The organism is Moritella viscosa, assembly GCF_900120065.1.
In the GTDB taxonomy this organism is placed as follows: Bacteria; Pseudomonadota; Gammaproteobacteria; order Enterobacterales; family Moritellaceae; genus Moritella; species Moritella viscosa.
In genome coordinates this window covers 138,583-160,449 of sequence record NZ_FPLG01000039.1, presented here as the reverse complement: position 1 = coordinate 160,449, position 21,867 = coordinate 138,583, and the positions used below count along the sequence as shown (strand labels likewise).

At 40.5% G+C, this 21,867-nt stretch carries 19 protein-coding genes; 9 read left to right on the top strand and 10 right to left on the bottom strand.

Features of this window, described 5'->3' with window-relative positions:
• The first annotated feature begins 334 nt into the window (after positions 1-334).
• The 3 genes from BT797_RS06850 (at position 335) to BT797_RS06845 (ending at position 3,106) form a co-directional block, all read left to right on the top strand.
• A complete protein-coding gene (locus BT797_RS06850) occupies positions 335-916 on the top strand; it encodes a hypothetical protein (protein WP_052678294.1) in 582 nt (193 codons plus the stop codon).
• A gap of 150 nt (positions 917-1,066) precedes the next feature.
• Complete coding sequence (locus BT797_RS23585; protein WP_217653253.1) at positions 1,067-1,267, top strand: CPBP family glutamic-type intramembrane protease; 201 nt, start codon at positions 1,067-1,069, stop codon at positions 1,265-1,267.
• 504 nt (positions 1,268-1,771) lie between these two features.
• On the top strand, positions 1,772-3,106 hold the full coding sequence (locus BT797_RS06845; RefSeq protein WP_045110049.1) for a sodium-dependent transporter: 1,335 nt from the start codon (positions 1,772-1,774) through the stop codon (positions 3,104-3,106).
• 116 nt (positions 3,107-3,222) lie between these two features.
• Here the strand turns inward: BT797_RS06845 and BT797_RS06840 are convergent, their stop codons facing one another.
• From BT797_RS06840 to BT797_RS06795, 10 genes are all read right to left on the bottom strand, one after another.
• Positions 3,223-3,612, bottom strand: a complete 390-nt coding sequence (locus BT797_RS06840; protein ID WP_045110048.1) for a CBS domain-containing protein — start codon at positions 3,610-3,612, stop codon at positions 3,223-3,225.
• Complete coding sequence (locus BT797_RS06835; protein ID WP_045110047.1) at positions 3,609-3,959, bottom strand: P-II family nitrogen regulator; 351 nt, start codon at positions 3,957-3,959, stop codon at positions 3,609-3,611. Before BT797_RS06835 ends, BT797_RS06840 begins: the two co-directional genes overlap by 4 nt.
• 56 nt (positions 3,960-4,015) lie before the next feature.
• Positions 4,016-4,825 carry a DUF1538 domain-containing protein gene (locus BT797_RS06830; RefSeq protein WP_045110046.1) on the bottom strand — a complete coding sequence of 270 codons (810 nt, stop codon included), beginning with the start codon at positions 4,823-4,825 and terminating at the stop codon, positions 4,016-4,018.
• Complete coding sequence (locus BT797_RS06825; protein WP_045110045.1) at positions 4,822-5,562, bottom strand: DUF1538 domain-containing protein; 741 nt, start codon at positions 5,560-5,562, stop codon at positions 4,822-4,824. Before BT797_RS06825 ends, BT797_RS06830 begins: the two co-directional genes overlap by 4 nt.
• A 170-nt stretch (positions 5,563-5,732) precedes the next feature.
• The gene (locus tag BT797_RS06820; protein ID WP_045110044.1) at positions 5,733-7,406 is read right to left on the bottom strand and encodes an AMP-binding protein; all 1,674 of its coding nucleotides are present in this window, start codon (positions 7,404-7,406) and stop codon (positions 5,733-5,735) included.
• A gap of 68 nt (positions 7,407-7,474) precedes the next feature.
• Positions 7,475-8,461 carry an acyltransferase family protein gene (locus tag BT797_RS06815; RefSeq protein WP_075471413.1) on the bottom strand — a complete coding sequence of 329 codons (987 nt, stop codon included), beginning with the start codon at positions 8,459-8,461 and terminating at the stop codon, positions 7,475-7,477.
• 89 nt (positions 8,462-8,550) lie between these two features.
• A complete protein-coding gene (locus BT797_RS06810) occupies positions 8,551-9,195 on the bottom strand; it encodes a LysE family translocator (protein ID WP_045110042.1) in 645 nt (214 codons plus the stop codon).
• Between the two features lie 51 nt (positions 9,196-9,246).
• Positions 9,247-9,651 (bottom strand): DUF3568 domain-containing protein, encoded by a 405-nt coding sequence (locus BT797_RS06805; protein ID WP_075471411.1) that lies wholly within the window; start codon positions 9,649-9,651, stop codon positions 9,247-9,249.
• A 153-nt stretch (positions 9,652-9,804) separates the two neighbouring features.
• Entirely contained in the window at positions 9,805-10,743 is a 939-nt protein-coding gene (locus BT797_RS06800; protein WP_075471409.1) for a porin, read from the bottom strand.
• 472 nt (positions 10,744-11,215) lie between these two features.
• The gene (locus BT797_RS06795) at positions 11,216-12,424 is read right to left on the bottom strand and encodes a NupC/NupG family nucleoside CNT transporter (protein WP_075471407.1); all 1,209 of its coding nucleotides are present in this window, start codon (positions 12,422-12,424) and stop codon (positions 11,216-11,218) included.
• 602 nt (positions 12,425-13,026) lie between these two features.
• Between BT797_RS06795 and BT797_RS06790 the strand changes: the two genes are divergently transcribed.
• The 6 genes from BT797_RS06790 to BT797_RS06765 all read left to right on the top strand — a co-directional run bounded on the left by BT797_RS06790 (position 13,027) and on the right by BT797_RS06765 (position 21,847).
• Positions 13,027-14,199, top strand: coding sequence for an isovaleryl-CoA dehydrogenase (locus BT797_RS06790; protein WP_075471405.1), 1,173 nt, complete (start codon positions 13,027-13,029; stop codon positions 14,197-14,199).
• A 4-nt stretch (positions 14,200-14,203) separates the two neighbouring features.
• Complete coding sequence (locus BT797_RS06785) at positions 14,204-15,811, top strand: carboxyl transferase domain-containing protein (RefSeq protein WP_075471403.1); 1,608 nt, start codon at positions 14,204-14,206, stop codon at positions 15,809-15,811.
• A gap of 61 nt (positions 15,812-15,872) precedes the next feature.
• Complete coding sequence (locus BT797_RS06780) at positions 15,873-16,688, top strand: enoyl-CoA hydratase-related protein (RefSeq protein ID WP_075471402.1); 816 nt, start codon at positions 15,873-15,875, stop codon at positions 16,686-16,688.
• 5 nt (positions 16,689-16,693) lie between these two features.
• Complete coding sequence (locus BT797_RS06775; RefSeq protein ID WP_075471401.1) at positions 16,694-18,793, top strand: acetyl/propionyl/methylcrotonyl-CoA carboxylase subunit alpha; 2,100 nt, start codon at positions 16,694-16,696, stop codon at positions 18,791-18,793.
• The gene (locus BT797_RS06770) at positions 18,793-19,761 is read left to right on the top strand and encodes a hydroxymethylglutaryl-CoA lyase (protein WP_075471400.1); all 969 of its coding nucleotides are present in this window, start codon (positions 18,793-18,795) and stop codon (positions 19,759-19,761) included. Before BT797_RS06775 ends, BT797_RS06770 begins: the two co-directional genes overlap by 1 nt.
• 7 nt (positions 19,762-19,768) lie before the next feature.
• Positions 19,769-21,847 (top strand): acetoacetate--CoA ligase, encoded by a 2,079-nt coding sequence (locus BT797_RS06765; protein WP_075471399.1) that lies wholly within the window; start codon positions 19,769-19,771, stop codon positions 21,845-21,847.
• The last annotated feature ends 20 nt before the right edge of the window (positions 21,848-21,867 follow it).

The window sequence follows — 21,867 nt, the reverse complement described above, 5'->3', positions numbered from 1 at the left end:
ACTGAGTTGATCATATTTATGCATAGTGAAAACGGTTAGATTGGATGATTTTATACAGTGTTATTGGCATTTTTCTGAAAGCAGTCTCGAATTGCCAAAAGGCCGTCAAGTTTATCTTGCAGCCTAAAATTAATATTAATATACTCAATTACATAGCAATTTTTGTATATAACTTATAAGACTAAATAATTTACAGGTTGACTCGTTTTCCAATAAAAATGTAATTAATAAAATTGAAATATAATCTAATTTTTCAATTGATTAATCTACTTTCATTGAGGTGAATTAATTTGGTAAGTCGAGGATCCAGTTATACAAACACCAAGAGGAAATTGTGCATAAATCGACGAAAATCACGCTAGTCTTATTGACTTTGACTGTTCCAAGCATGGCATATGCTAATGCAGGTGTGCCAATGTTATTTTTAGCAATGCCAGCATTTTTGCTTTCGCTAGTACCAATCATCACTATTGAATCATTGTATATATCAAAGAGTTTGGAGCTGTCGATTGGTCAATCTTTGAAAACGGTAAGCATCTCTAATTTGGCTTCAACCATTATAGGTATTCCTATTACTTGGTTACTACTCGTCATAGTCCAAATGGTGACAGGCGGTGGTAGTGCCTACGGCATTGATTCAGTCATGGGTAAAGTGTTAGCCGTTACTTGGCAAGCACCTTGGCTGATACCATACGAGAAAGACTTAAGTTGGATGATACCTGTCGCGGGATTAGTATTGTTGCTTCCCTTCTTCTTTGTTTCATGGTGGTCAGAGTATTTTGTGTCAAAGAGCATCAATAAATCGCTACCTCCTCTCAGTATTAAGAATAAAGTACGTAACGCAAACCTAATTACTTATTCTTTGCTCGCAGCTTGGCCCATAGGCTTCTGGGTACTCGGCAATGCAGCGAAATAGGCATTTAACAAACGCGCTAATTAGGACGCCGCACCAATTACGCGAGCATTATGCAACGGTCGACCAAATATAGAATTCTAACTATAACACTTCCTCTTTTACTTTCTCTCTTACCTATTGCTGCATACTTTGGGGCGATTAAGACTGAGTTTGATTTGTCGTTTTGAATGGCGAATTGGCTTAGCTCATTTTTCTGGGGGTACATTATTGGTGATATTCGCCACTTTAGCCGATTTAGGTTATGCCTTGGTATTTCACTTTACTAACCGCTTATGGTGCGCAGTACTTGCTCATTTACTCTTTAATTTCGTGCATCTTATCTTCTTTACTTATCCTGTTTTAGCAAGATAATTAGGCGCATATCTATATATCATCTATAAAAATACGATTTTTTAAATCGTATGGAACTGTACATACAAGGGCTGTAATGCAAATAAACAAGAAGCGAGTATTGAAACTATTAATCCCTTTTTGTGATCGGAAAAATGGAGCGTTTTACTATTAAGTTTGGAGAAAATCATAGGTTATCAAATTCAGCTGGTTAGAGAATGAGAGTAAGATCTAGGATAATACCAGGGCATGCCGCTGAAGTTTTATATATTAAATAAAAAGATTCAGATGAGTCAGATAAGCTTAATATTAATGAATTGATTAAATTATAAACTGATTAAGCACGAATAAATGAAACATACGCCCTTCGGGCTTTTAATGATACGATAAAACTGTTCTACTTGTCACCAATCTAATTAAAATCTAATTTTGACAATGTGTACACAAAGGTTTACATTACGATAAACCATGCGTACGACTCGCAAAATTAACCACTAACTCGGCAAGAAATACGTTGGAATAAAAATGGCAACAGGTTCAAGAGCACAATTTTCGTCTCGATTCGGCTTCATCATGGCAGCAGCAGGTTCTGCAGTCGGTGTCGGTAATATTTGGGGTTTCCCTACACAAGCTGCGAGTAACGGCGGGGCTGTATTTTTACTTGTTTACTTATTGATGGTGTTTATTCTAGCTTACCCATTACTAGTGGCCGAACTAACAATCGGTCGTCACGGTCAAGCGAATCCAATTAAATCAATTCAATCTATTTGGCCAAAACAAAAAATGGCTGCTGCAGGTTTAGGTATTGCAGGTATGGTTGCCGTATCGATGATTTTAAGCTTTTACGCAATTGTTGCGGGTTGGTTATTAGGTTCGTTATTGTCTCCACTGTTTACACTTATCGGTCTTGATGCAGCAGCTGAATGGGTAGATTCGTTTGGTACAGAACGTAACTTGGTGATGATGGTTATCTTTATGCTCATGACGATCAATGTTGTTAAAAGCGGCGTTACTGATGGTATCGAACGCTGGTCTTCACGTTTAATGCCATTACTCTTCATCTTATTTGGTTTGCTGACGGCTTATATCTTAACACTCGATGGCGCGAGTGAAGGTCTTGAAATGTACCTTGTTCCTGACTTCTCACACCTAAGTTCAGACTTAGTGATCAGTGCGATGGGTCAAGCGTTCTTCTCATTATCGTTAGGCGTATGTGCAATGATGGTATATGGCTCATATTTAAGTAAAGATACCAATATTCCAAAAACAGCCGTGCAAGTCGCACTACTCGATACTGGTGTTGCATTTGGTGCGGGTCTACTGATTTTACCAGCAATGTTCGTGGCACAGAAAAATGGCGTTGAAATTTATGACGCTGCTGGCGCCTTACTTAGCTCAGATACGTTAGTGTTTAATGTATTACCTGCTATGTTTGATACCATGGGCACCATGGGTATTGTCATCAGCATTTTGTTCTTTGTATTAATGCTTATTGCCGCCCTAACTTCATCTATCGCAATGTTAGAAGTACCAGTATCTTGTGCTACCGAAGAATTAAATAAAGAACGCTCTACAGTTGTTTGGTGGATTGGCGGTATTATTACGTTGATTTCAACAGTGATCATCTTTAACTTTGGCGATTTGTTTGGCTTAGTTATCACAGCAACAACCGTTTATGCGCAACCTATTCTTTCGCTAATTTTCGCATTATTAGTGGGTTGGATATGGCGTCGTGATCAATTACTTACCGAAATTAAACAAGGTAATACAGAGATCGAAGATGGTTTATTTTGGAAAATATGGCCTTGGTACGTACGTGTAGTTTGCCCTGCACTCATCGTTCTCGTACTAGCGTCTTAATCATTATTAACTTCTGACTTAATACGTAAAAAGACACTAAAAAGGCGGCGACTTCCTATTGTAATAATAGTGACATGGCCGCCTTTTTTATATCATTTATTGACTCGATTAACACATTATAGCTCGTGTAGAACCAACTCTTTATAACCAATCAAACCTAGAATATCTTCATTTTCAATCACAGGTACGTGAGATAAACCAAAACGCTCAAATAACCGAGCACAGTAACGAATATCCATTTGCGGCGGTACAGATACGATCGGTTTTGCCATCACTTCATAAATATTAACACGATCGGGTGAACGGTCTTTGGCTAATACTTGCTTGGCTATGTCTGATAATACCAAGATACCGTAAGCATCATGTTGGTCACGTTTGTTCACAATGATCACCTTGATATCATTATTTTTCATCGCATCAATCGCTTCACGAATTGTCTGCATACCGTCCATACAAATATAATCTTGCGTCATCACAGCATTGGCTTTAATTAAATTTTTGGTCACAGTTCACTCTCCACAACTTTAGTTAATTGACTAATTTGATGATTAACACCAACCGCATCTTCCACGTCAATTTGTACCGCAATACCCGAACCCGGCTTTTCATCAAACTGGCCGACTTTATTAATTTCTTCTAAGATATGTCGACTTAAATGCTCTTCAACAATAAACAATAAAACATCACGCTGCGTTTCTAGCGTCAAACCAAAGAAAGTTTTTGATTGCTTTAAGCCTTCACCTCTCGCGTTATTAATAATAGTGGCACCTGTTGCACCAGCACTGCGCGCAGCATCCATGATCCCATCCGTAAGACCGGCCTCGACAAAGGCGACAATTAATTTAAAATGCATTTTTTTCTCCAACAATTCATAATTTTTAACTGTATTGACTCATCAACATTCACTAATTAGTTAGTAGCAGCTTTTTTGTCACGAGTACTGATCCACTGCGATATTTGTGCATACGCCATCACCGACATGATCGGAAATAGACTTGCAAAGGCAATAAGACCAAAACCATCAATGATAGGATTACGTCCTGGTACTGTTTCTGCTAATCCTAATCCGAGTGCTGCAACGAGTGGCACGGTTACCGTCGACGTTGTTACACCACCTGAATCGTAAGCTAGTGGGATAATTAACTTTGGCGCGACAAGAGTTTGTGAAACAACCACCACATAACCCGCCATGATGTACCAATGAATCGGGTCACCAACAACAATACGATAGCAACCAAGCGAGATACCAATCGCGACACCTAGCGCAACGGATAAACGTAACCCCCAAATGCCGATCGCACCACCCGATACTTCATTGGCTTTGATCGCCACAGCAATCAAAGACGGTTCCGCGATCGTCGTTGCAAAACCGATTAAAAATGCGAACAGGTATACCCAATAATAATCAGTCCAAACCAGTTCACGTATATTTTCAGTCACGACTTCTATATTGTTAACACTGGCAAGAAACGTAGGGTCTGTTAATTGTTGTGCCATCAAACGACCAAGTGGGAACAATGCCCACTCTAAGCCAATCAAAAACAGTGACAAACCAAGTAATACCCACAAAAAACCCATTAATACTCGGCCTAAATTAGGTAAAGGTTTACGAATAACGGCAAACTGGAAACCAAATAATATCGCAGCAATAGGCAAAACATCATGGAACGTTGTCATGATTGTCAAGCCGATTTGATTTAACATATCAATAAAGGTCATAGCATCACCATTCCATAAGCCATTACAAAAATCATCGGATTAAGCGACGCTAACGCGATAAGACCAAAGCCATCAATCATCGGGTTCCGGCCTTTAATAGAAGAAGCAAGTCCCACGCCGAGCGCAGTTACGAGCGGTACCGTAATCGTTGACGTCGTTACACCGCCCGAATCATAAGCAATACCAATGATTTCAGCTGGCGCAAACATGGTCATGATCACCACCAGTATATAACCACCAATAATGAACCACTGTAATGGCCAGCCTTTGATAATACGCAACACACCAATTGCAATCGCAATACCGACACTCAAGGCCACACTCATTCTTAAACCTTGTGCATATTCATCCATTGCGGCTTGTGTTGACCCGATTAGATCACCACTCGCGGCCACCCTCGCCGCCTCTGCTGCAACAGCAATTAATGCAGGTTCTGCCACAGTCGTACCAAAACCAAGGCAAAATGCAAAAATTAACAACCAACCGACACTGCCCTTACGCGCAAACGCGTGAGCCATAGATTCGCCAATGGGAAATAAGCCTTGTTCAAGGCCATGGATAAAGAAGGTTAATCCTAATAATACGAACAGAACACCAATAAGCAGTTGGCCGACATTCGGTAAAGGTTGCTGAATAACAACTAACTGGAAAAATAGGATGACAAGAATGATAGGAGCAAGATCCCTGATACTCCCTAACATAAATTTAAACAGGGTTTTAAACGTGTTAACCAACATAGCCTCCTTGATTAGATTAATTAATCGGGATACTAACGTACTGGAAAACTAAAAAACTGATCTAAATCAACAAGTTCAAAAATAACCCTATAGTGGTGGTTTTAACGTTAGCGAAACCTTTCGGCAACCAAGTGTTAACAGTAAAAATGGGGGGGAGTTTATTCATATATTTAATCATCAAACCGTACCGCTGTATAAATTAATTCAAGCTCTTCGATACTACACATTTGCCAGTTATCAGGTAGTTCGTTACCCAAACAGTGCTCTAGCTCTACAGATAAATATACAAATGACAGAGAGTCTGCATTTAAATCATTAAAATTATCACTTAACGCTAATTCTTTTAATCCTAAAGCAACCCGAAATAAACAAGAGATACTGTCCCATTCTTTTGTATCCAATTCTAGAATCGCCGCGATGGTATTAAGCGAGCGTTGTAGAAAACCGACTGTGTACTTCTTGTAAGCCTGCTGCTTGATCGTGCGTAAATCATATTTACCACTTTCGAGTAGTGGAAGCGATTGAAACGTAGAAATCATAAATTTATCACGCGGCAATGCATAAGTATCACTTAAGCGAGTAATCAGCGCTTGACTCTCAGCACCATTCAGAACTTTATCTTGCCCACTTTGAGCGTTTTCTAACGCAATAATTATTTTTTCATCATTCCCGGTCACTGCACTGTGCGGATACCGCTTTTTAACAAAGCTTTGGACATCATCAAGATTAATACGTAGCCCAAACAACTTAACAAAGCGCTTAGTCCGACCAATAAGATAAAAAAGGCCGTGCTGTGTTCGACAAGCAATATCTCCCGTAAACAGCATCGGCGGGGTTGCATCAATAGCTAAATCATCAATCGACCTAGCATAACCCATCATCACATTTTCACCCCGATAAACCAGCTCCCCTGGTGTATCTAGCGCATTGATATTTTGCCCATCATCATCAACAATAAACAATTCCCCCTGCGGAATAGAACGGCCAATAGAACCAGGGAAATCCACCGTTAAATCGGGGGGAAGATACGATATTCTTGGTGACGCTTCTGTTTGCCCATACATGACAAAAAATTCAATACCATTTGCCTGCGCTTGCAAAGCATATTCCTTAACTAAAAAATCCTCTAACTTACCACCAGCCTGAGTAACATAACGTAAACTTGGATAACAACTAAAATCAAAATTGGTTTTTAATAAAACTTCAAATGTATAGGGAACGCCCGCAAAACTAGTCGCAGAATAAGCGACTAAATCATCCCAAAACTCCGTATCCAATACACCTTTCTGACTAAACACAGTGCATGCGCCAACTTGTAGATGTGTATGTAGAATTGATAAACCATAAGAGTAATGTAACTTTAAGTGCGCTAACGCAATATCCGCTTCATTTAAATGAAGATATTCGACAATAGATTCGGCATTTGACTGCAAATTTTTCGAACTTAACTTAACAAACTTAGGCGTACCTGTGGTACCAGAAGTAGATAACAACAAGGTTAAATCAGTATGTAAAAGATAAACAAGGTGTGAATGATGATGGATATGCCCAGAGGCATCAATAAGTAGGTTCGGTTGGTAATAATTGATGAGTTGCGCAGACTTTTCACTTTCAAAATCATCTGCGAGATAGATAACTTTATTACTCCTTAAACATGCTAAATAACAAATCACCGATTTAATCGTATTTCTTGATTCTATAAACACCAACTCTTTATGGAAACCAAGTTTCTTCGCTAAAATATCAACTTGCTCATCAATCTCGCAATAAGTAATTTGTTCACCACTTTTAGCATCAATCAACGCAATGTTATTTTTGAATCGTCGTAAATCATTAAAAAACATAGCGCCCCCTTTCGATTTACGTACATGACAACGAATAAACGACATCAGTATTAGTCATAACCGCAGGGCTACAAACCAACAAATATTTTTGATTTTTCCTTTAAAATCAGTTTAATAATAACAAAAGACAATAACGACAATATGATTGTGATTGAGAAACTGACCGATGCTGCAATGATTCCGCTCACCTCGGTATTAAAGTAGTGTTTATACAAAATTCTAATCACACCAATAAAATAGCCATGCACAAAAAACAGGTAAAAACTTAAGTGAGCAAACATATTTAACCACCTATTCTTTTTCGATAGATGGCGCTTAGAGCAAGCAATCAAAATGACAGACAAGCTCATCTTCCACAGTAAATCAACCGACGAACTAAACGCAGATAACCATGAACTAGAAAGATAAATAACGATATAACCGACTAAAATATATCCGCTATATTCTACCAGTACTTCATAAATACGCGGTCGCTGCCAAAGCACCATACCCAGTAAATAAGCAGGTAAAAAATACACGCTCCATATCATGTTATTCTCACTAAAATACGGTCGACCAAACCATAAAGCTGGTACTAATGAAACAATAAAAAACGCCTCTAACAAACACTTACTTTTAATATAAATAATAACCGGACTCAGAAGGTAAAATGGAATAATCATCGGGATAAACCATAACGTAACAAGGTGTGAGCCCGAAGCCATCAAATACAAATATTGGTAGACTAAACTTAAGCTATGAAACCAGTCCATATCAATCCAAAAATGAGTATTTTTCAGACCAGTCATATAAATTAAGATAGCGGGAAGTGAGACGAAAAAATAAGGGACAATGATTACCTTAAATTTATGTTTTAGGAATTTAAGATAATCAAAGTTGGCTGATAAAGCTGAAAATAAATAGCCTGCAACAACAACAAATAATATTGTCGAGTTTTCGAGTAACAAACCAATGCCGAACAATATCGCAGAGTCATCATTATTGATCGTGCCAATTGCATGAATCAAAATAATGAGTAGAATAGCAATTCCTCTGTAATTATTGATAAATTGCATTATTGGCCCTTATTCCACCAGCAAGTAACTTACTGGTTTTTAATTATAGCCAATATGGTATAAACAGCAAAAGTGGAAATTGTACGAATTTAACCTTGTTTACTCATCGCTAATTTAACACCGAAAAACAGAAACAAGCCGCCAGTGAACTTCGTTAAATAAGTTGTTAAGCGCTGGTTATGTTTAACTTTACCGCTAATCGACGATGATGACCAAGCTAAAATATGACACCAGATCATCGCGTTAATATTAAAAATAACGCCAAGAAAAATAAATGACAGGGCTTTGTTTGGGTAATCCATAGCAATAAATTGTGGGACAAAAGCTAAGAAAAACAAGGCAACTTTAGGATTTAACACATTGGTCAAAAAACCTTGAAAGAAGATATTTGATAATGATGTATTTCTATTTTCAGCACTAGCTTCAATATCAACATTAGCCGCTTTACTCTTTGATAACAGCATACTGAAACCAATATATAGTAAATAAATACAACCAATTACTTTAACAACCGTAAATGCCATCGCCGATGTGGCTAAAATAGCCGACAGACCAAACGCAGCTGCAAGAATATGTACCAAGGTGCCAGCACCAATACCGAACGCACCGACAGAACCTGCACGAAAACCTTGACCTGCACTACGGCCAATAACATATAAAGAATCAGGACCGGGGATCAAGTTTAACATGATGCCTGATACTACAAATAACCACAGTTCTGTTACTCCGAACATACTACAACTCCCTCTTTATTATCGACTATCAATTGTAGCACGTGACGAGATTTACTGGTTACTCAATTCGCATTTCACATTAAGCTCCTTACAAATTCTAAATGCACCCTCTAGAACACTACTGACGCCATTATTATCACTCGCATCGGCACTGATTGTCAGCTGAGAAATATGACTATTAATTTTCGCGATTTTAATAGTAGCAGCGGTATCAGCCTGGCGAATATCTAACAGCATTGCAGAATCGTCCTGATTCTCAATTTCTACGTCAGGGTTACTATTCAAAATATTAAGAGCAGCATTATAAACGTTATTCGCAGATGCTTTAATATCGACAGTTGCGACTTCATGGTTTTGACTCTTGTAATACATAACAGCACCTACAGTCGCTACACCAAGACCCGCACAACCAGAGAGTAATGTCATAAAAAATAAAATAATGAGATTTTTTCTCATAGTAAAGACCTTTTAATTTGCTTGTATTAATTTGAATGTATTAATAAAACGCTCCATTCCCTCAAAAAGTCAACGATACTTATAAGTGTCGTCAACTGCTTGAAGAAACAGAGCTATGTTACCTAAGTTTAGACTTAAATGAATGAGTCCGTATTAGAAAGAGTAACGAGCACCCAACATAAATTCATCAGCATTCGTGCCACCTGAAGCTGAAGTGTCCTTGCTTAATGCAACTTTGTAGCCAGTATATAGCGCTAAATCACCAATATAACGACCATACTCAAATGCGATAAAGTTAACATCTAATAAATGGCGTTTATCGTCAGCACTTAAATAGTTATATGAAACACTTACCTTGTTTTGACCGAAGTCATAAGATGCAAATGCATCAACGGCATCGAAGTCAGCATCATATATAGTACCTTGTTGTACTAAGCCTGAAAGTAAAAAACTATCTTTAGTATAACGAGCACCAAGCATGTATACATCTGATGAGGATTTGTTATACCACATCGTTTCTGTTTTCGCATAGCCTGCGCTAACTTCAATGTCCTGGCGTAATTGATAAGCAAGCATCACGCCACCACCACTTGCACTTCCTTTTAGGTTAGCTGATGCATTAAATTTAAAATCACCTTTGGTCAGACTATAAAGAATTGTATCTTCAGCCCTATCATCACTTGCTACAATGCCAGTATTTGTATAACCACTAAAGATTTCAGCCATGTCGGTAAAATCTGTTAGATATGTAACAGCATTATCTTGCGTACCGTATGTTAGAGTTCCAAAAGCAGTCTCTGCACCAACGTATGCATAACGTGTATAATCGCGAATATTATCAGATGAAGACTGTGTTCCTGTAGCCTCAAATTCCAATTTACCAACCGCCTTGATAGCGCCATTAATTTGGTATTTACCTTGAGCATTTAAACGAACACGTAAATTATCTTCATAAGAACTATCAACAAGCCCTCCCCAGCCTTCAACACGGCCACCAAAAGAAAAATCATCGGTGCCTATCGTGTCAGCAAGAGCTGACGTAGATACAAGTGTTGCCAATGTGAAAGATAGTGCTTTATTTATGTTGTTCATGAACAATCCCATTATTAGTTAAGTCGATACTTAAATTGATAGTAAAGTGATAAATAGTTAAGACGGTAGTGAGGCTGATGGCTAAATATTTTTTAAATAGCGTATCAACCAAGCACTATATGCCTTTGAAAACGTGAAGATAATCAATATGAGCTATCGATTCAAGAGTGTTTACTCTTCATGACCATAATTTACTCTGTTTACCATTTGTACATAAACCCATCAAACAAAAATCGACATTTTCGGTTCAGAAAACTACAACACCAGCGTTTATGTAATACATGATCAGTTTGAAGCAATGTCACGAGCAGACCGCATCATAGTATTGAGTTAATTAGCGCAAACAAGCCAAGAATTCGTTAATTAAACCTGCAATAAAAAAAAAGGCACACTTCAACAAAACGTTAAAATGTGCCTTTCTATTTTTGATATTTTTACTTACTGAATGATTACAGCATCCAGTAATACAATCTTACAAGCTAATGAAGATACCCGCTAATGCAGCACTCATTAAGTTAGCAAGTGTTGCAGCTAATACCGCTTTAAAACCTAAGCTTGCAACGTCTGAACGACGCTCAGGCGCCATCACACCGATAGAACCGATTTGAATTGCGATAGAACCAATGTTAGCAAAACCACACAATGCAAACGTAATAATAACTTGGCTGTGCTCAGAAATAGTCTCTTTAACGGCAGCGAAGTCCATGAAAGCAACAAACTCATTTAGAATCATTTTTTGACCAATGAATGAACCTGCTACAAGCATTTCATGTTCAGGTACACCAATCATAAATGCGAGTGGAGCGAAGATATAACCCAGCACACTTTGTAACGTTAGGTTTTCAATATTGACCCAGTTACCTACCATTTCTAAACCAGCATTGACCATTGCAATCACACTCACAAATGCAATTAACATAGTACCGATTGCCACAGCAACCTTCATACCATTCATCGCACCCGCTGCTAATGCATCAATCGCATTACTGTGTTCGCTTTTTGCCATTACAACATCAGCGTCTTCCGTTACAGTTTCTTGCTCTGGCACTAATAACTTAGCCATCAATAAACTGCCCGGTGCCGCCATAAAGCTTGCTGCGATAAGGTATTTAAGCTCAACACCTAAACCTGCATAACCACCAAGTACACTACCCGCAACCGATGCCATCCCACCCGTCATTACAGCGAATAATTCTGAACGTGTCATTTTTGGTAAAAACGGTTTTACCAGTAATGGAGACTCACCTTGAGAAAGGAAAATGTTACCCGTGGCAGCTAATGATTCAACACGACTTGTACCAAGAAACTTCTGGATACCACCGCCAATCACTTTAATTACCCACTGCATTACACCAATGTAATAAAGTAATGAAATAAGCGCACTAATAAAAATAACTAAAGGCAATACGCGGATCGCAAAGATAAAACCTTCCGTCGCTAAATCACCGAATAGGAATTGGATGCCGACATCAGCAAAACCAAGGACACTCGCCACACCACTGCTCATTGCACCAAGCATTGACTGGCCAATAGAAGAGTAAAGTACAAGTGCAGCAAAACCAGCTTGTAGAAATAATGCTCCACCAACGGTACGCCATTTGATCGCTTTGCGATTTTCAGAAAGTGCACAAGCACATAAAATAAGTACTACTATACCGACTAAGCTAATTAACAACTGCATAATTTCATTCTGCTCATAAAAATAGATGTATAAAAAATGAAGGTGTTGTACCGATTGTAATAAAATTTAGATGGCAGTAAACGCAGGAAAAATTAACACCCAGTGGGATTAACTTAGACCTGATTAATAATCAGTATTTTATTGCAATAGGTATTACGTGCATTGGTATATGAGGTGAGGAAAAATAGTATTTTCTAAAAAATAATCTAGTCAGTCCGCCCAATAACAACATACGAGTCACCTTGATAGCAAGCTACAGTCACGCTGGTCCAAATTCCTTGGGTCGCTCACATTTCCTTGATGACGGCTTGTAACTAAGGTGGCTAAACTCGATGGTTCTGGCCGGAACGGAATTATATAGAGATTGAAGTCACATTAACAATCTTATTTAACATTAATTCAAAAATACAAATTAGCGCTCAAAATTCAAACTAACAACATAAATTTTAAACTTTAATTACATCCCACCGAGCAGTATACAAATTGGCAACCCCACTCGTTAACTACCATACTCAAATTAATGAAAGACAAGATTAATTACCGAAACCTTAATGACGTGAGTGGACATAATCCTTCACTTAATCATCTAAATAGGGACGCAGATGGCCAACTCCTACACATCTCTCAACTTTGCGCTTGGCGAAACCATCGAACTGCTGCGTGAAAGCGTAACAGCGTTTGCAAATGATGAAATAGCCCCACGCGCTGCACAAATAGATCAAGATAACCTGTTTCCAGCGGATATGTGGCAAAAGCTTGGTGACATGGGATTATTGGGTATCACTATTAGCGAAGAATACGGTGGTGTCGATATGAGTTATCTTGCTCATGTCATCGCGATGCAGGAAATAAGCCGTGCATCAGCGTCGGTAGGATTGAGCTATGGCGCACATTCGAACCTTTGTGTTAATCAAATATTTCGGCATGGTAATGCCCAACAAAAACAGAAGTACCTACCTAAACTTATTAGCGGTGAACACGTCGGCGCATTAGCCATGACGGAACCCAATGCAGGATCTGATGTTGTTTCAATGAAATTAAGTGCAGTATTGGAAGGTGACAACTACATACTAAACGGCAACAAAATGTGGATCACCAACGGACCTGAAGCCAGTACTTATATCGTTTACGCAAAAACAGCCCCCGAGTTAAACAGCCATGGTATTACTGCTTTTATCATTGAACGAGATTTTACTGGATTCAGCCAAGCACAAAAGCTCGATAAGCTTGGAATGCGCGGATCGAATACCTGTGAATTAGTCTTTCAGCATTGTTGCGTACCCAAAGACAACATACTGGGCGAGATCAATCGAGGCGTACACGTATTAATGAGTGGCCTTGATTACGAACGTCTTGTACTCACTGGCGGGCCACTCGGGATCATGGATGCCTGTATGGATTTGGTCATCCCTTATATCCACCAACGTAAACAGTTCGGTAAAGCCATTGGTGAATTCCAACTTGTGCAAGCCAAAATAGCCGATATGTATAGCCAAATGAACGCGGCCAAATGTTATACCTATACAGTTGCCCGCGCTTGTGACAACGGCGAAGCCAGCCGTAAAGACTGCGCAGGTGTGATTTTATATTGTGCCGAACTGGCTACAAAAATGGCACTCGATACAATTCAATTGTTAGGTGGGAATGGTTACAGCAACGAATACTCCGCTGGCCGTTTACTCCGTGATGCGAAGCTCTATGAAATTGGTGCGGGGACATCAGAAATGCGTCGAATGTTGATTGGACGAGAGCTGTTTAATGAGTCAGGAGTCTAGATATATGGCGGAAATAGGCTCAAAAATCAACATAACACACCCTGCTTTTTTAGCAAAACAGCAGGCTATGCTCAACCTTGTCAAACAGCTAGAAAGCAACCTTGAACAAGTCAAACAAGGTGGTGGAGAAATAGCACAGCAGCGCCATTTAGCCCGAGGTAAAATGCTTGCCAGAGAGCGTATTGATGCTTTATTAGACCCCGGTTCCCCCTTATTAGAGCTAGGTCAATTTGCTGCTTGGCAGTATTATCACGAAGCAGTTCCCGCTGCAGGTGTGGTGGCTGGTATTGGGCGCGTTAATGGTATCGAATGTATGATCATTGCCAACGATGCTACCGTCAAAGGTGGCACTTATTACCCGTTAACCGTTAAAAAGCACCTGCGAGCCCAAGAAATAGCAGAATGTTGCTGTCTACCTTGCATCTACTTAGTCGACTCTGGTGGTGCATTTTTACCCCAGCAAGATGAAGTTTTCCCCGACCGTGACCATTTTGGCCGTATCTTCTTTAACCAAGCTAATATGTCAGCCAAAGGCATTCCACAAATCGCCTCAGTCATGGGGTTATGCACCGCAGGTGGTGCTTACGTTCCCGCAATGGCAGATGAATCTATCATTGTAAAACAGCAAGGTACCATTTTCCTTGCTGGCCCTCCATTAGTCAAAGCGGCAACAGGCGAAGAAGTCAGTGCAGAAGAATTAGGTGGTGCAGATGTGCACTGTAAAACATCGGGGGTTGCTGACCATTACGCCCAAGACGATACCCACGCATTACAGCTGGTACGCCAAGCTATCGCCAATATCAACCATGTAAAACGCCCTGATTTAACCATTTTCCCCAGTGCCCCACCGCTATACGATAGCCACGAACTGTACGGTATTGTTGGCACCGATTTAAAAAAACAATTCGATGTTAAAGAGGTCATCGCCCGTATTGTTGATAACTCCGAACTCGATGAGTTTAAAGCGTACTACGGCACAACACTGGTATGTGGTTTTGCCCGTATTCAGGGTTACCCTGTTGGTATCATCGCCAACAACGGTATCTTATTTTCTGAATCTGCCCAAAAAGGCGCACATTTTATTCAACTTTGCTGCAAACGTAAGATCCCATTAGTGTTCCTGCAAAATATCACTGGTTTTATGGTCGGAAAAAAGTACGAAGCAGAAGGCATAGCAAAGCACGGAGCAAAAATGGTTGCCGCCGTAGCTTGCGCACAGGTACCGAAGTTTACCGTCATCATTGGCGGCAGTTATGGCGCGGGAAATTATGGCATGTGCGGCCGCGCTTACGACCCCACCTTGTTATGGATTTGGCCGAATGCCCGAATTTCAGTGATGGGCGGGGAACAAGCCGCCAGCGTACTCAGCCAAGTCAAAAAAGACGGACTAGCACGTAATAATAAAAGTATGACAGATGACGAAGAAGCTAAATTTAAAGCCCCTATAATTAAACAATATGAAACTCAGGGTGACCCTTATTATGCCAGCGCACGACTGTGGGATGACGGTATTATCGACCCGTTGCAAACGAGGCAAGTACTCGGATTGGCGATATCCGCCGCGCTTAATGCCCCGATTAAAGATACCCAGTTTGGCATTTTTAGAATGTAATTTTGTTATACACATCAAACAAGCGTAATCAGAAATCAAATATCACCGCTAGGATTATTGAATGACAAAAAATTCAGACCAACTAAATATCATCAATGCAGAGCACTTACATACGGCGGTTGATAATCTGGGTGTCGCAACAATTACCCTCACTCGAACCAAGGTACGCAACGCATTTAGTGCCGACACAATCAACCACCTGCTTACCACCTTGGCGGTGTTAAAACATGATCCAACTGTAAAAATATTAATATTACGCGCTCAAGGCGAACACTTTTCTGCAGGGGCGGATATAAAGTGGATGAAAGATATTGCCACTCTCGGCTATCAAGACAACCTAGCTGACGCAGTACAATTAGCTAAGTTAATGGACAAGCTGAATCAATTCCCCAAACCAACCATAGCACTCGTACAAGGCGCTTGTTTTGGAGGCGCGATCGGACTTGTCGCCTGTTGTGATATAGCCCTCGCGACAACCACCGCCAAATTTTGCTTAAGTGAAGTTAAAATTGGTCTTATCCCAGCGGTAATCAGCCCTTACGTAGTTGCCGCTATTGGACTAAGGCAAGCACGACGATATTGTTTAACAGGTGAAGTATTTAGCGCATTTCAAGGACTCGATTATGGCCTAATTCATCACATAGATGATGATTTAGACGCACTGTCCACGACCTTTATCAATGCTTTTCTCAGCAATAGTCCCGCTGCAATGCAGGCAGCTAAAGCACTCATTCATGACATTACCAACCATGTTATTAATGACACCTTAATTGCCGACACAAGCCAGCGAATTGCCGCAATTCGGGTATCAACCGAAGCTCAAGAAGGACTCGATGCATTTATGAATAAACGTAAGCCCGACTGGATCAAGGAATAACGTCTATGCCGCAGTATGTTTTCGCGAAACAATCCAAGCCATTTACTAAGATCCTCATCGCTAACCGCGGTGAAATAGCCTGCCGAATAATAAAAACAGCGCAACGACTGGGTATTAAGTGTATCGCGATTTATTCTGCAGCTGACACAAATTCACGTCACGTTAACATGGCTGATGAAGCATTTTATTTAGGGCCTGCACCAGCGACAGAATCTTACCTCAATTGTTCGCGTATTTTAGAAATTGCAGCAGAATCCGATGTTCAAGCCATTCACCCTGGTTATGGTTTCTTATCCGAAAATGCAAACTTTGCCCAAGCATGTACACAGCAAGGATTAATCTTCATTGGACCAAGTGTAGATGCAATAACCACAATGGGCAGTAAAAGTGCGGCTAAAACCATCATGGAAACAGCCCATGTACCACTGATTCCAGGCTATCATGGTCATTGCCAAGCTGAGCTAACATTAAGACATCACTCACAAAAAATTGGCTACCCGCAACTGCTCAAAGCTGTCTACGGCGGGGGTGGTAAAGGCATGCGTATCATCCATCACGCCAGTGAGTTTACGCATGCTATCGCCGCAACAAAACGAGAATCGATGGCCAGTTTTGGCAATGATGATATGCTGATAGAGCGTTATTTAACCAAGACTCGCCATGTTGAGATCCAAATATTCAGTGACCATCATGGTAACTGTATTTACCTATCTCAACGTGATTGTTCGATTCAACGCCGCCATCAAAAAATATTAGAAGAAGCCCCCGCCCCCGCATTACCATTCGCCACTCAAATCGCCATGGGGGAAGCTGCCGTGGCCGCTGCAAAAGCCATCAATTATCATGGGGCCGGTACGGTGGAATTTCTATATGATGAACAAGATCACTTCTATTTCATGGAAATGAATACCCGTTTACAAGTTGAACATCCCGTTACCGAAATGATCACAGGACTTGATTTAGTCGAATGGCAGTTGCATATTGCTAACGGTGCACCATTGCCCTTAAACCAAAACCAAGTACACATTAATGGCCATGCGATTGAAGTACGTATTTACGCGGAAGATCCCGATAAGGATTTTATGCCCGCTAGTGGAAATATTGAATTTTTGAGTCAACCAGTCGCATCCAAACACGTGCGTATTGATACTGGTGTTATCCAAGGCGATGAAATCAGCCCGTATTATGACCCCATGATCGCCAAATTAATTGTTTGGGATCATAACCGTGACCTTGCCCTTCAGCGACTACAAGCCGCATTAGCCGATTATAAAATTGCCGGCATTAAAACCAACATCGGCTTTTTAACTCAGTTAATACAAGTACCCGCTCTGCAAACTGCAAACCTCAATACTGACTTTATTGTCACCCATGCGGAAGCCTTAAAGCCTACCACTGTTAACCTTAATTATGCCTTAATCTTAGCTGGACTCGCGTTACAGTTAAATCAAGGATCACAACACGTTATAACTCATACCGTAAGCAATGACACACACTCACCTTGGTCTCAAACGACGAACTGGCGTTTAAATCAACCCGCAATCAAAAAGTTTACACTGACAACAACTAATAACGGCGACCATCATTATACACTCACGTTGACAACGTTAGCGCAAAGTTTTCAGGTAACGGTTAGTGACCAAAACCAAGTTAGCTCAGATAACCTTGTTAGTGGTCAGCTTAATCGTAATGAACTCACTGCTTGTATTGATGGTCATCGAATTAAAGCGACGATAGCTATATCGCCATTACACATCACTGTGTTTTATGTCGGTAGTAGCATTGTGCTGTTACGCCAATCTCCGATTGAATCCACAGTGCAAAACAAAGCCTTTCGATCTAGTATTGAAGAAGGACTCGAAACAAAAATAACCGCACCAATGAATGGCGTTATTGTCAGCGTACTTTGCCAACCGGACCAAGTCGTTGAGGCTGGTGAACCTTTAGTCGTGATGGAAGCGATGAAGATGGAATGCAACATTAATGCACCCGTAGCAGGCACAGTAACAACCGTGTTTTATCAAAATGGCGACATGGTCGAAGATGGTGCTCAATTAATACAGTTAACACCGTCTCTGACACTTGATAACAAGGAACATGCGTAATGACGTCTCGACTATCGGATAACCTTAACCAAGCCTCCAACAAAGAGTATCAACTGCCCGAAACCGTGAAAATTGTCGAAGTAGGTCCCCGTGACGGACTTCAAAATGAAATCGAAATAAGCCTAAATGATAAGATCTCACTGATTAATATTCTTAGCCATACGGGTTTGAGCATGATCGAATCAGGTAGTTTTGTCTCACCCAAGTGGGTACCTCAGATGGCAAATAGTGGCGAGTTATTTAAACGAATAAAGCGCACGAAGGGTGTCACCTACTCTGCGTTAACACCCAATTTAATTGGTTTAAATGCTGCTACCGATGCAAACGTCGATGAAGTAGCAATATTTGGTTCAGCATCTGAAAGCTTCAGCCGAAAAAATATTAACTGCTCTATAAACGAATCGCTGCGTCAATTTGAACCGGTAGTAAAACAAGCGCTAGCGACAGGTTTACCCGTACGAGGTTACATATCTTGCACGCTTGGCTGCCCCTATGAAGGTTACATCAGCATTAATAAAGTAGCAAAAGTGGCGCAACAGTTACACGATATGGGCTGTTATCAAATTAGCCTTGGAGATACAGTTGGCGTTGGCACCCCCGAAGCGGTAAAAACCATGATTAACACCGTCGCTCAACACGTTCCCATCAGTAAATTAGCTGTACATTTCCATGATACTTACGGCCAAGCGTTAGCAAATATTTATGCCGCATTACAGTTAGGCATTCGTGTTATCGACAGTGCAGTCGCAGGCTTAGGTGGTTGCCCTTATGCCCGAGGCGCGTCAGGTAATGTCGCCACCGAAGATGTAGTTTATATGCTCAATGGCTTAGGGATTGAATCTGGTGTTAATTTAAATGAATTAATTATTGCGGGTAACTTTATTTGCCAATGTTTAAATCGTCCCAATAGATCTAAGGTCGCCTTAGCTTACCCAACCGCACAAGCACGATTTCAATCATTAATATGAGGTTGTAATGACAGCAGAGTCCGCAGTACCAATCTGGACGCCGAGCCAAGCACGTATTGATGATAGTAACATCCGCCATTACTTACAATTTTTGCGTGATGAATACAGCCTTACTTTTGCACATTATCAGCAATTGCATCAGTGGAGTATTAACAATACAGCTATATTTTGGGGCTCACTCGTTACTTTTTTTAAATTCAAAGGTAACTTTAACCTTGACCGTATCTTTGTTTACGATGACTGCTTTTACCGCTGCCAATGGTTTCCTGATTCAACATTAAACTTTGCAGAAAACCTGCTATTTCCAAATAATATTTCAGCCAATAAAAACGAAAAATATAATGAAGACAAATTAGCAATAATTAGTCACGGTGAAGATGGCCGACGCACCCAACTTAGCTTTAAACAGCTACGTAATGAAGTCACTCGTATTGCTGCCGCTATGCGTGAATTAGGCATTGTAAAAGGCGATCGTGTGGCCGGTTTATTACCCAACAGCAGCGAAGCGATTATTGCTATGTTAGCAACAACGAGTATTGGTGCGATCTGGTCATCTTGCTCGCCTGATTTTGGTTACCAAGGCGTAATGGACCGATTTAATCAGATCCAACCCAAGTTATTATTCGCTTGTAACGGCTATTGTTATGCCGGCAAACAAATTAATATCATGGATAAAGTGTCTGCCATTGCAAATGCGTTACCCGAATTAAATGAACTCGTCATCGTCCCCTATTTAAAGACTACGCCAATACAACGCTCGTATTCAAGCAACCTCCCTGATAAGTCCGCACAATGTGACTGGCGACATTTTAGTGCGGTAATTCCACGGTCTTTAACATTCGAATCCGTTAATTTTTCAGACCCGCTATATATCTTGTACTCTTCAGGCACGACAGGCATGCCAAAATGCATTGTGCACAGTGTTGGCGGCACATTACTACAGCATGTAAAAGAGCTCGTCTTACATACGGATGTCAAAGTCGATGATCGCATTTTTTATTACACCACATGTGGTTGGATGATGTGGAATTGGCTAGTAAGCAGTTTATCTCAGGGCGCAACATTAGTTTTATTTGACGGTTCGCCATTTTACCCTCATCAGCAGGTACTTTTTGAACTGGCTGACACCGAAAAAGTATCCATTTTTGGTGCCAGCGCCAAGTATTATTCAGCCTGTTATAAAGCCTTATTACGTCCCGCAAAAAACTATAATCTCAGTCATTTAAAAACCTTATTATCAACAGGTTCCCCCCTATCACACGAAAGCTTTGATTATATTTATCAATATATTAAACAGGATATTTGTGTTTCAAGTATCAGTGGTGGCACCGATATTATTTCTTGTTTCACACTCGGTATGCCAACTTTGCCCGTCTATCGTGGTGAACTGCAGTGTTTAGGGTTAGGCATGGACGTGACCTTTATGCATCATGAAGGATCAACACACAGTATTGAAGGAAAAGGAGAACTTGTTTGTCGCCACCCCTTCCCTTCGATGCCAACTGGTTTTTGGCAAGACCCTTATGATCGTAAATATCATAACGCTTACTTTACCCGATTTGATAACATTTGGGCTCAGGGGGATTATGGCGAATTAGTGAAACATCACATCGACACTGGTAATACTGATAATGACATGCATCAGGATATCCATATTAACCAGATTGGCGTAATTATCCATGGTCGTTCCGATGCAGTATTAAACCCAGGTGGTGTACGTATTGGCACCGCAGAAATATACCGTCAAGTAGAAAAGCTAGCGGCGATACAAGAGTCCATTGCAATTGGTCAACAATGGCATGATGACGTACGCGTGATCTTGTTTGTGCGTTTATCAGAAAATGTCGAGTTAGATACACTGTTAACCATGCAAATTAAAAATATCATTCGCACTAACACCACTCCAAGACATGTCCCAGCTAAAATTATCGCAGTAGCAGATATTCCCAAAACCATCAGTGGTAAGATTGTCGAACTGGCCGTGCGTAATGTCATACACGGTATTGCAGTGACGAATAAAAATACCCTCGCCAATCCTGAAGCATTAACCTTGTTTGCAGATTTGCCCGAATTACAAAACGAATAGGGTACAAACTAATGTACCCT

Coding starts and splice junctions, on each gene's coding strand:
- BT797_RS06845 (WP_045110049.1), top strand. CDS start 1,772: ATGGCAACAGGTTCAAGAGCACAATTTTCGTCTCGATTCGGCTTCATC.
- BT797_RS06835 (WP_045110047.1), bottom strand. CDS start 3,959: ATGCATTTTAAATTAATTGTCGCCTTTGTCGAGGCCGGTCTTACGGAT.
- BT797_RS06830 (WP_045110046.1), bottom strand. CDS start 4,825: ATGACCTTTATTGATATGTTAAATCAAATCGGCTTGACAATCATGACA.
- BT797_RS06825 (WP_045110045.1), bottom strand. CDS start 5,562: ATGTTGGTTAACACGTTTAAAACCCTGTTTAAATTTATGTTAGGGAGT.
- BT797_RS06820 (WP_045110044.1), bottom strand. CDS start 7,406: ATGTTTTTTAATGATTTACGACGATTCAAAAATAACATTGCGTTGATT.
- BT797_RS06815 (WP_075471413.1), bottom strand. CDS start 8,461: ATGCAATTTATCAATAATTACAGAGGAATTGCTATTCTACTCATTATT.
- BT797_RS06810 (WP_045110042.1), bottom strand. CDS start 9,195: ATGTTCGGAGTAACAGAACTGTGGTTATTTGTAGTATCAGGCATCATG.
- BT797_RS06805 (WP_075471411.1), bottom strand. CDS start 9,651: ATGAGAAAAAATCTCATTATTTTATTTTTTATGACATTACTCTCTGGT.
- BT797_RS06800 (WP_075471409.1), bottom strand. CDS start 10,743: ATGAACAACATAAATAAAGCACTATCTTTCACATTGGCAACACTTGTA.
- BT797_RS06795 (WP_075471407.1), bottom strand. CDS start 12,424: ATGCAGTTGTTAATTAGCTTAGTCGGTATAGTAGTACTTATTTTATGT.
- BT797_RS06790 (WP_075471405.1), top strand. CDS start 13,027: ATGGCCAACTCCTACACATCTCTCAACTTTGCGCTTGGCGAAACCATC.
- BT797_RS06785 (WP_075471403.1), top strand. CDS start 14,204: ATGGCGGAAATAGGCTCAAAAATCAACATAACACACCCTGCTTTTTTA.
- BT797_RS06780 (WP_075471402.1), top strand. CDS start 15,873: ATGACAAAAAATTCAGACCAACTAAATATCATCAATGCAGAGCACTTA.
- BT797_RS06775 (WP_075471401.1), top strand. CDS start 16,694: ATGCCGCAGTATGTTTTCGCGAAACAATCCAAGCCATTTACTAAGATC.
- BT797_RS06770 (WP_075471400.1), top strand. CDS start 18,793: ATGACGTCTCGACTATCGGATAACCTTAACCAAGCCTCCAACAAAGAG.
- BT797_RS06765 (WP_075471399.1), top strand. CDS start 19,769: ATGACAGCAGAGTCCGCAGTACCAATCTGGACGCCGAGCCAAGCACGT.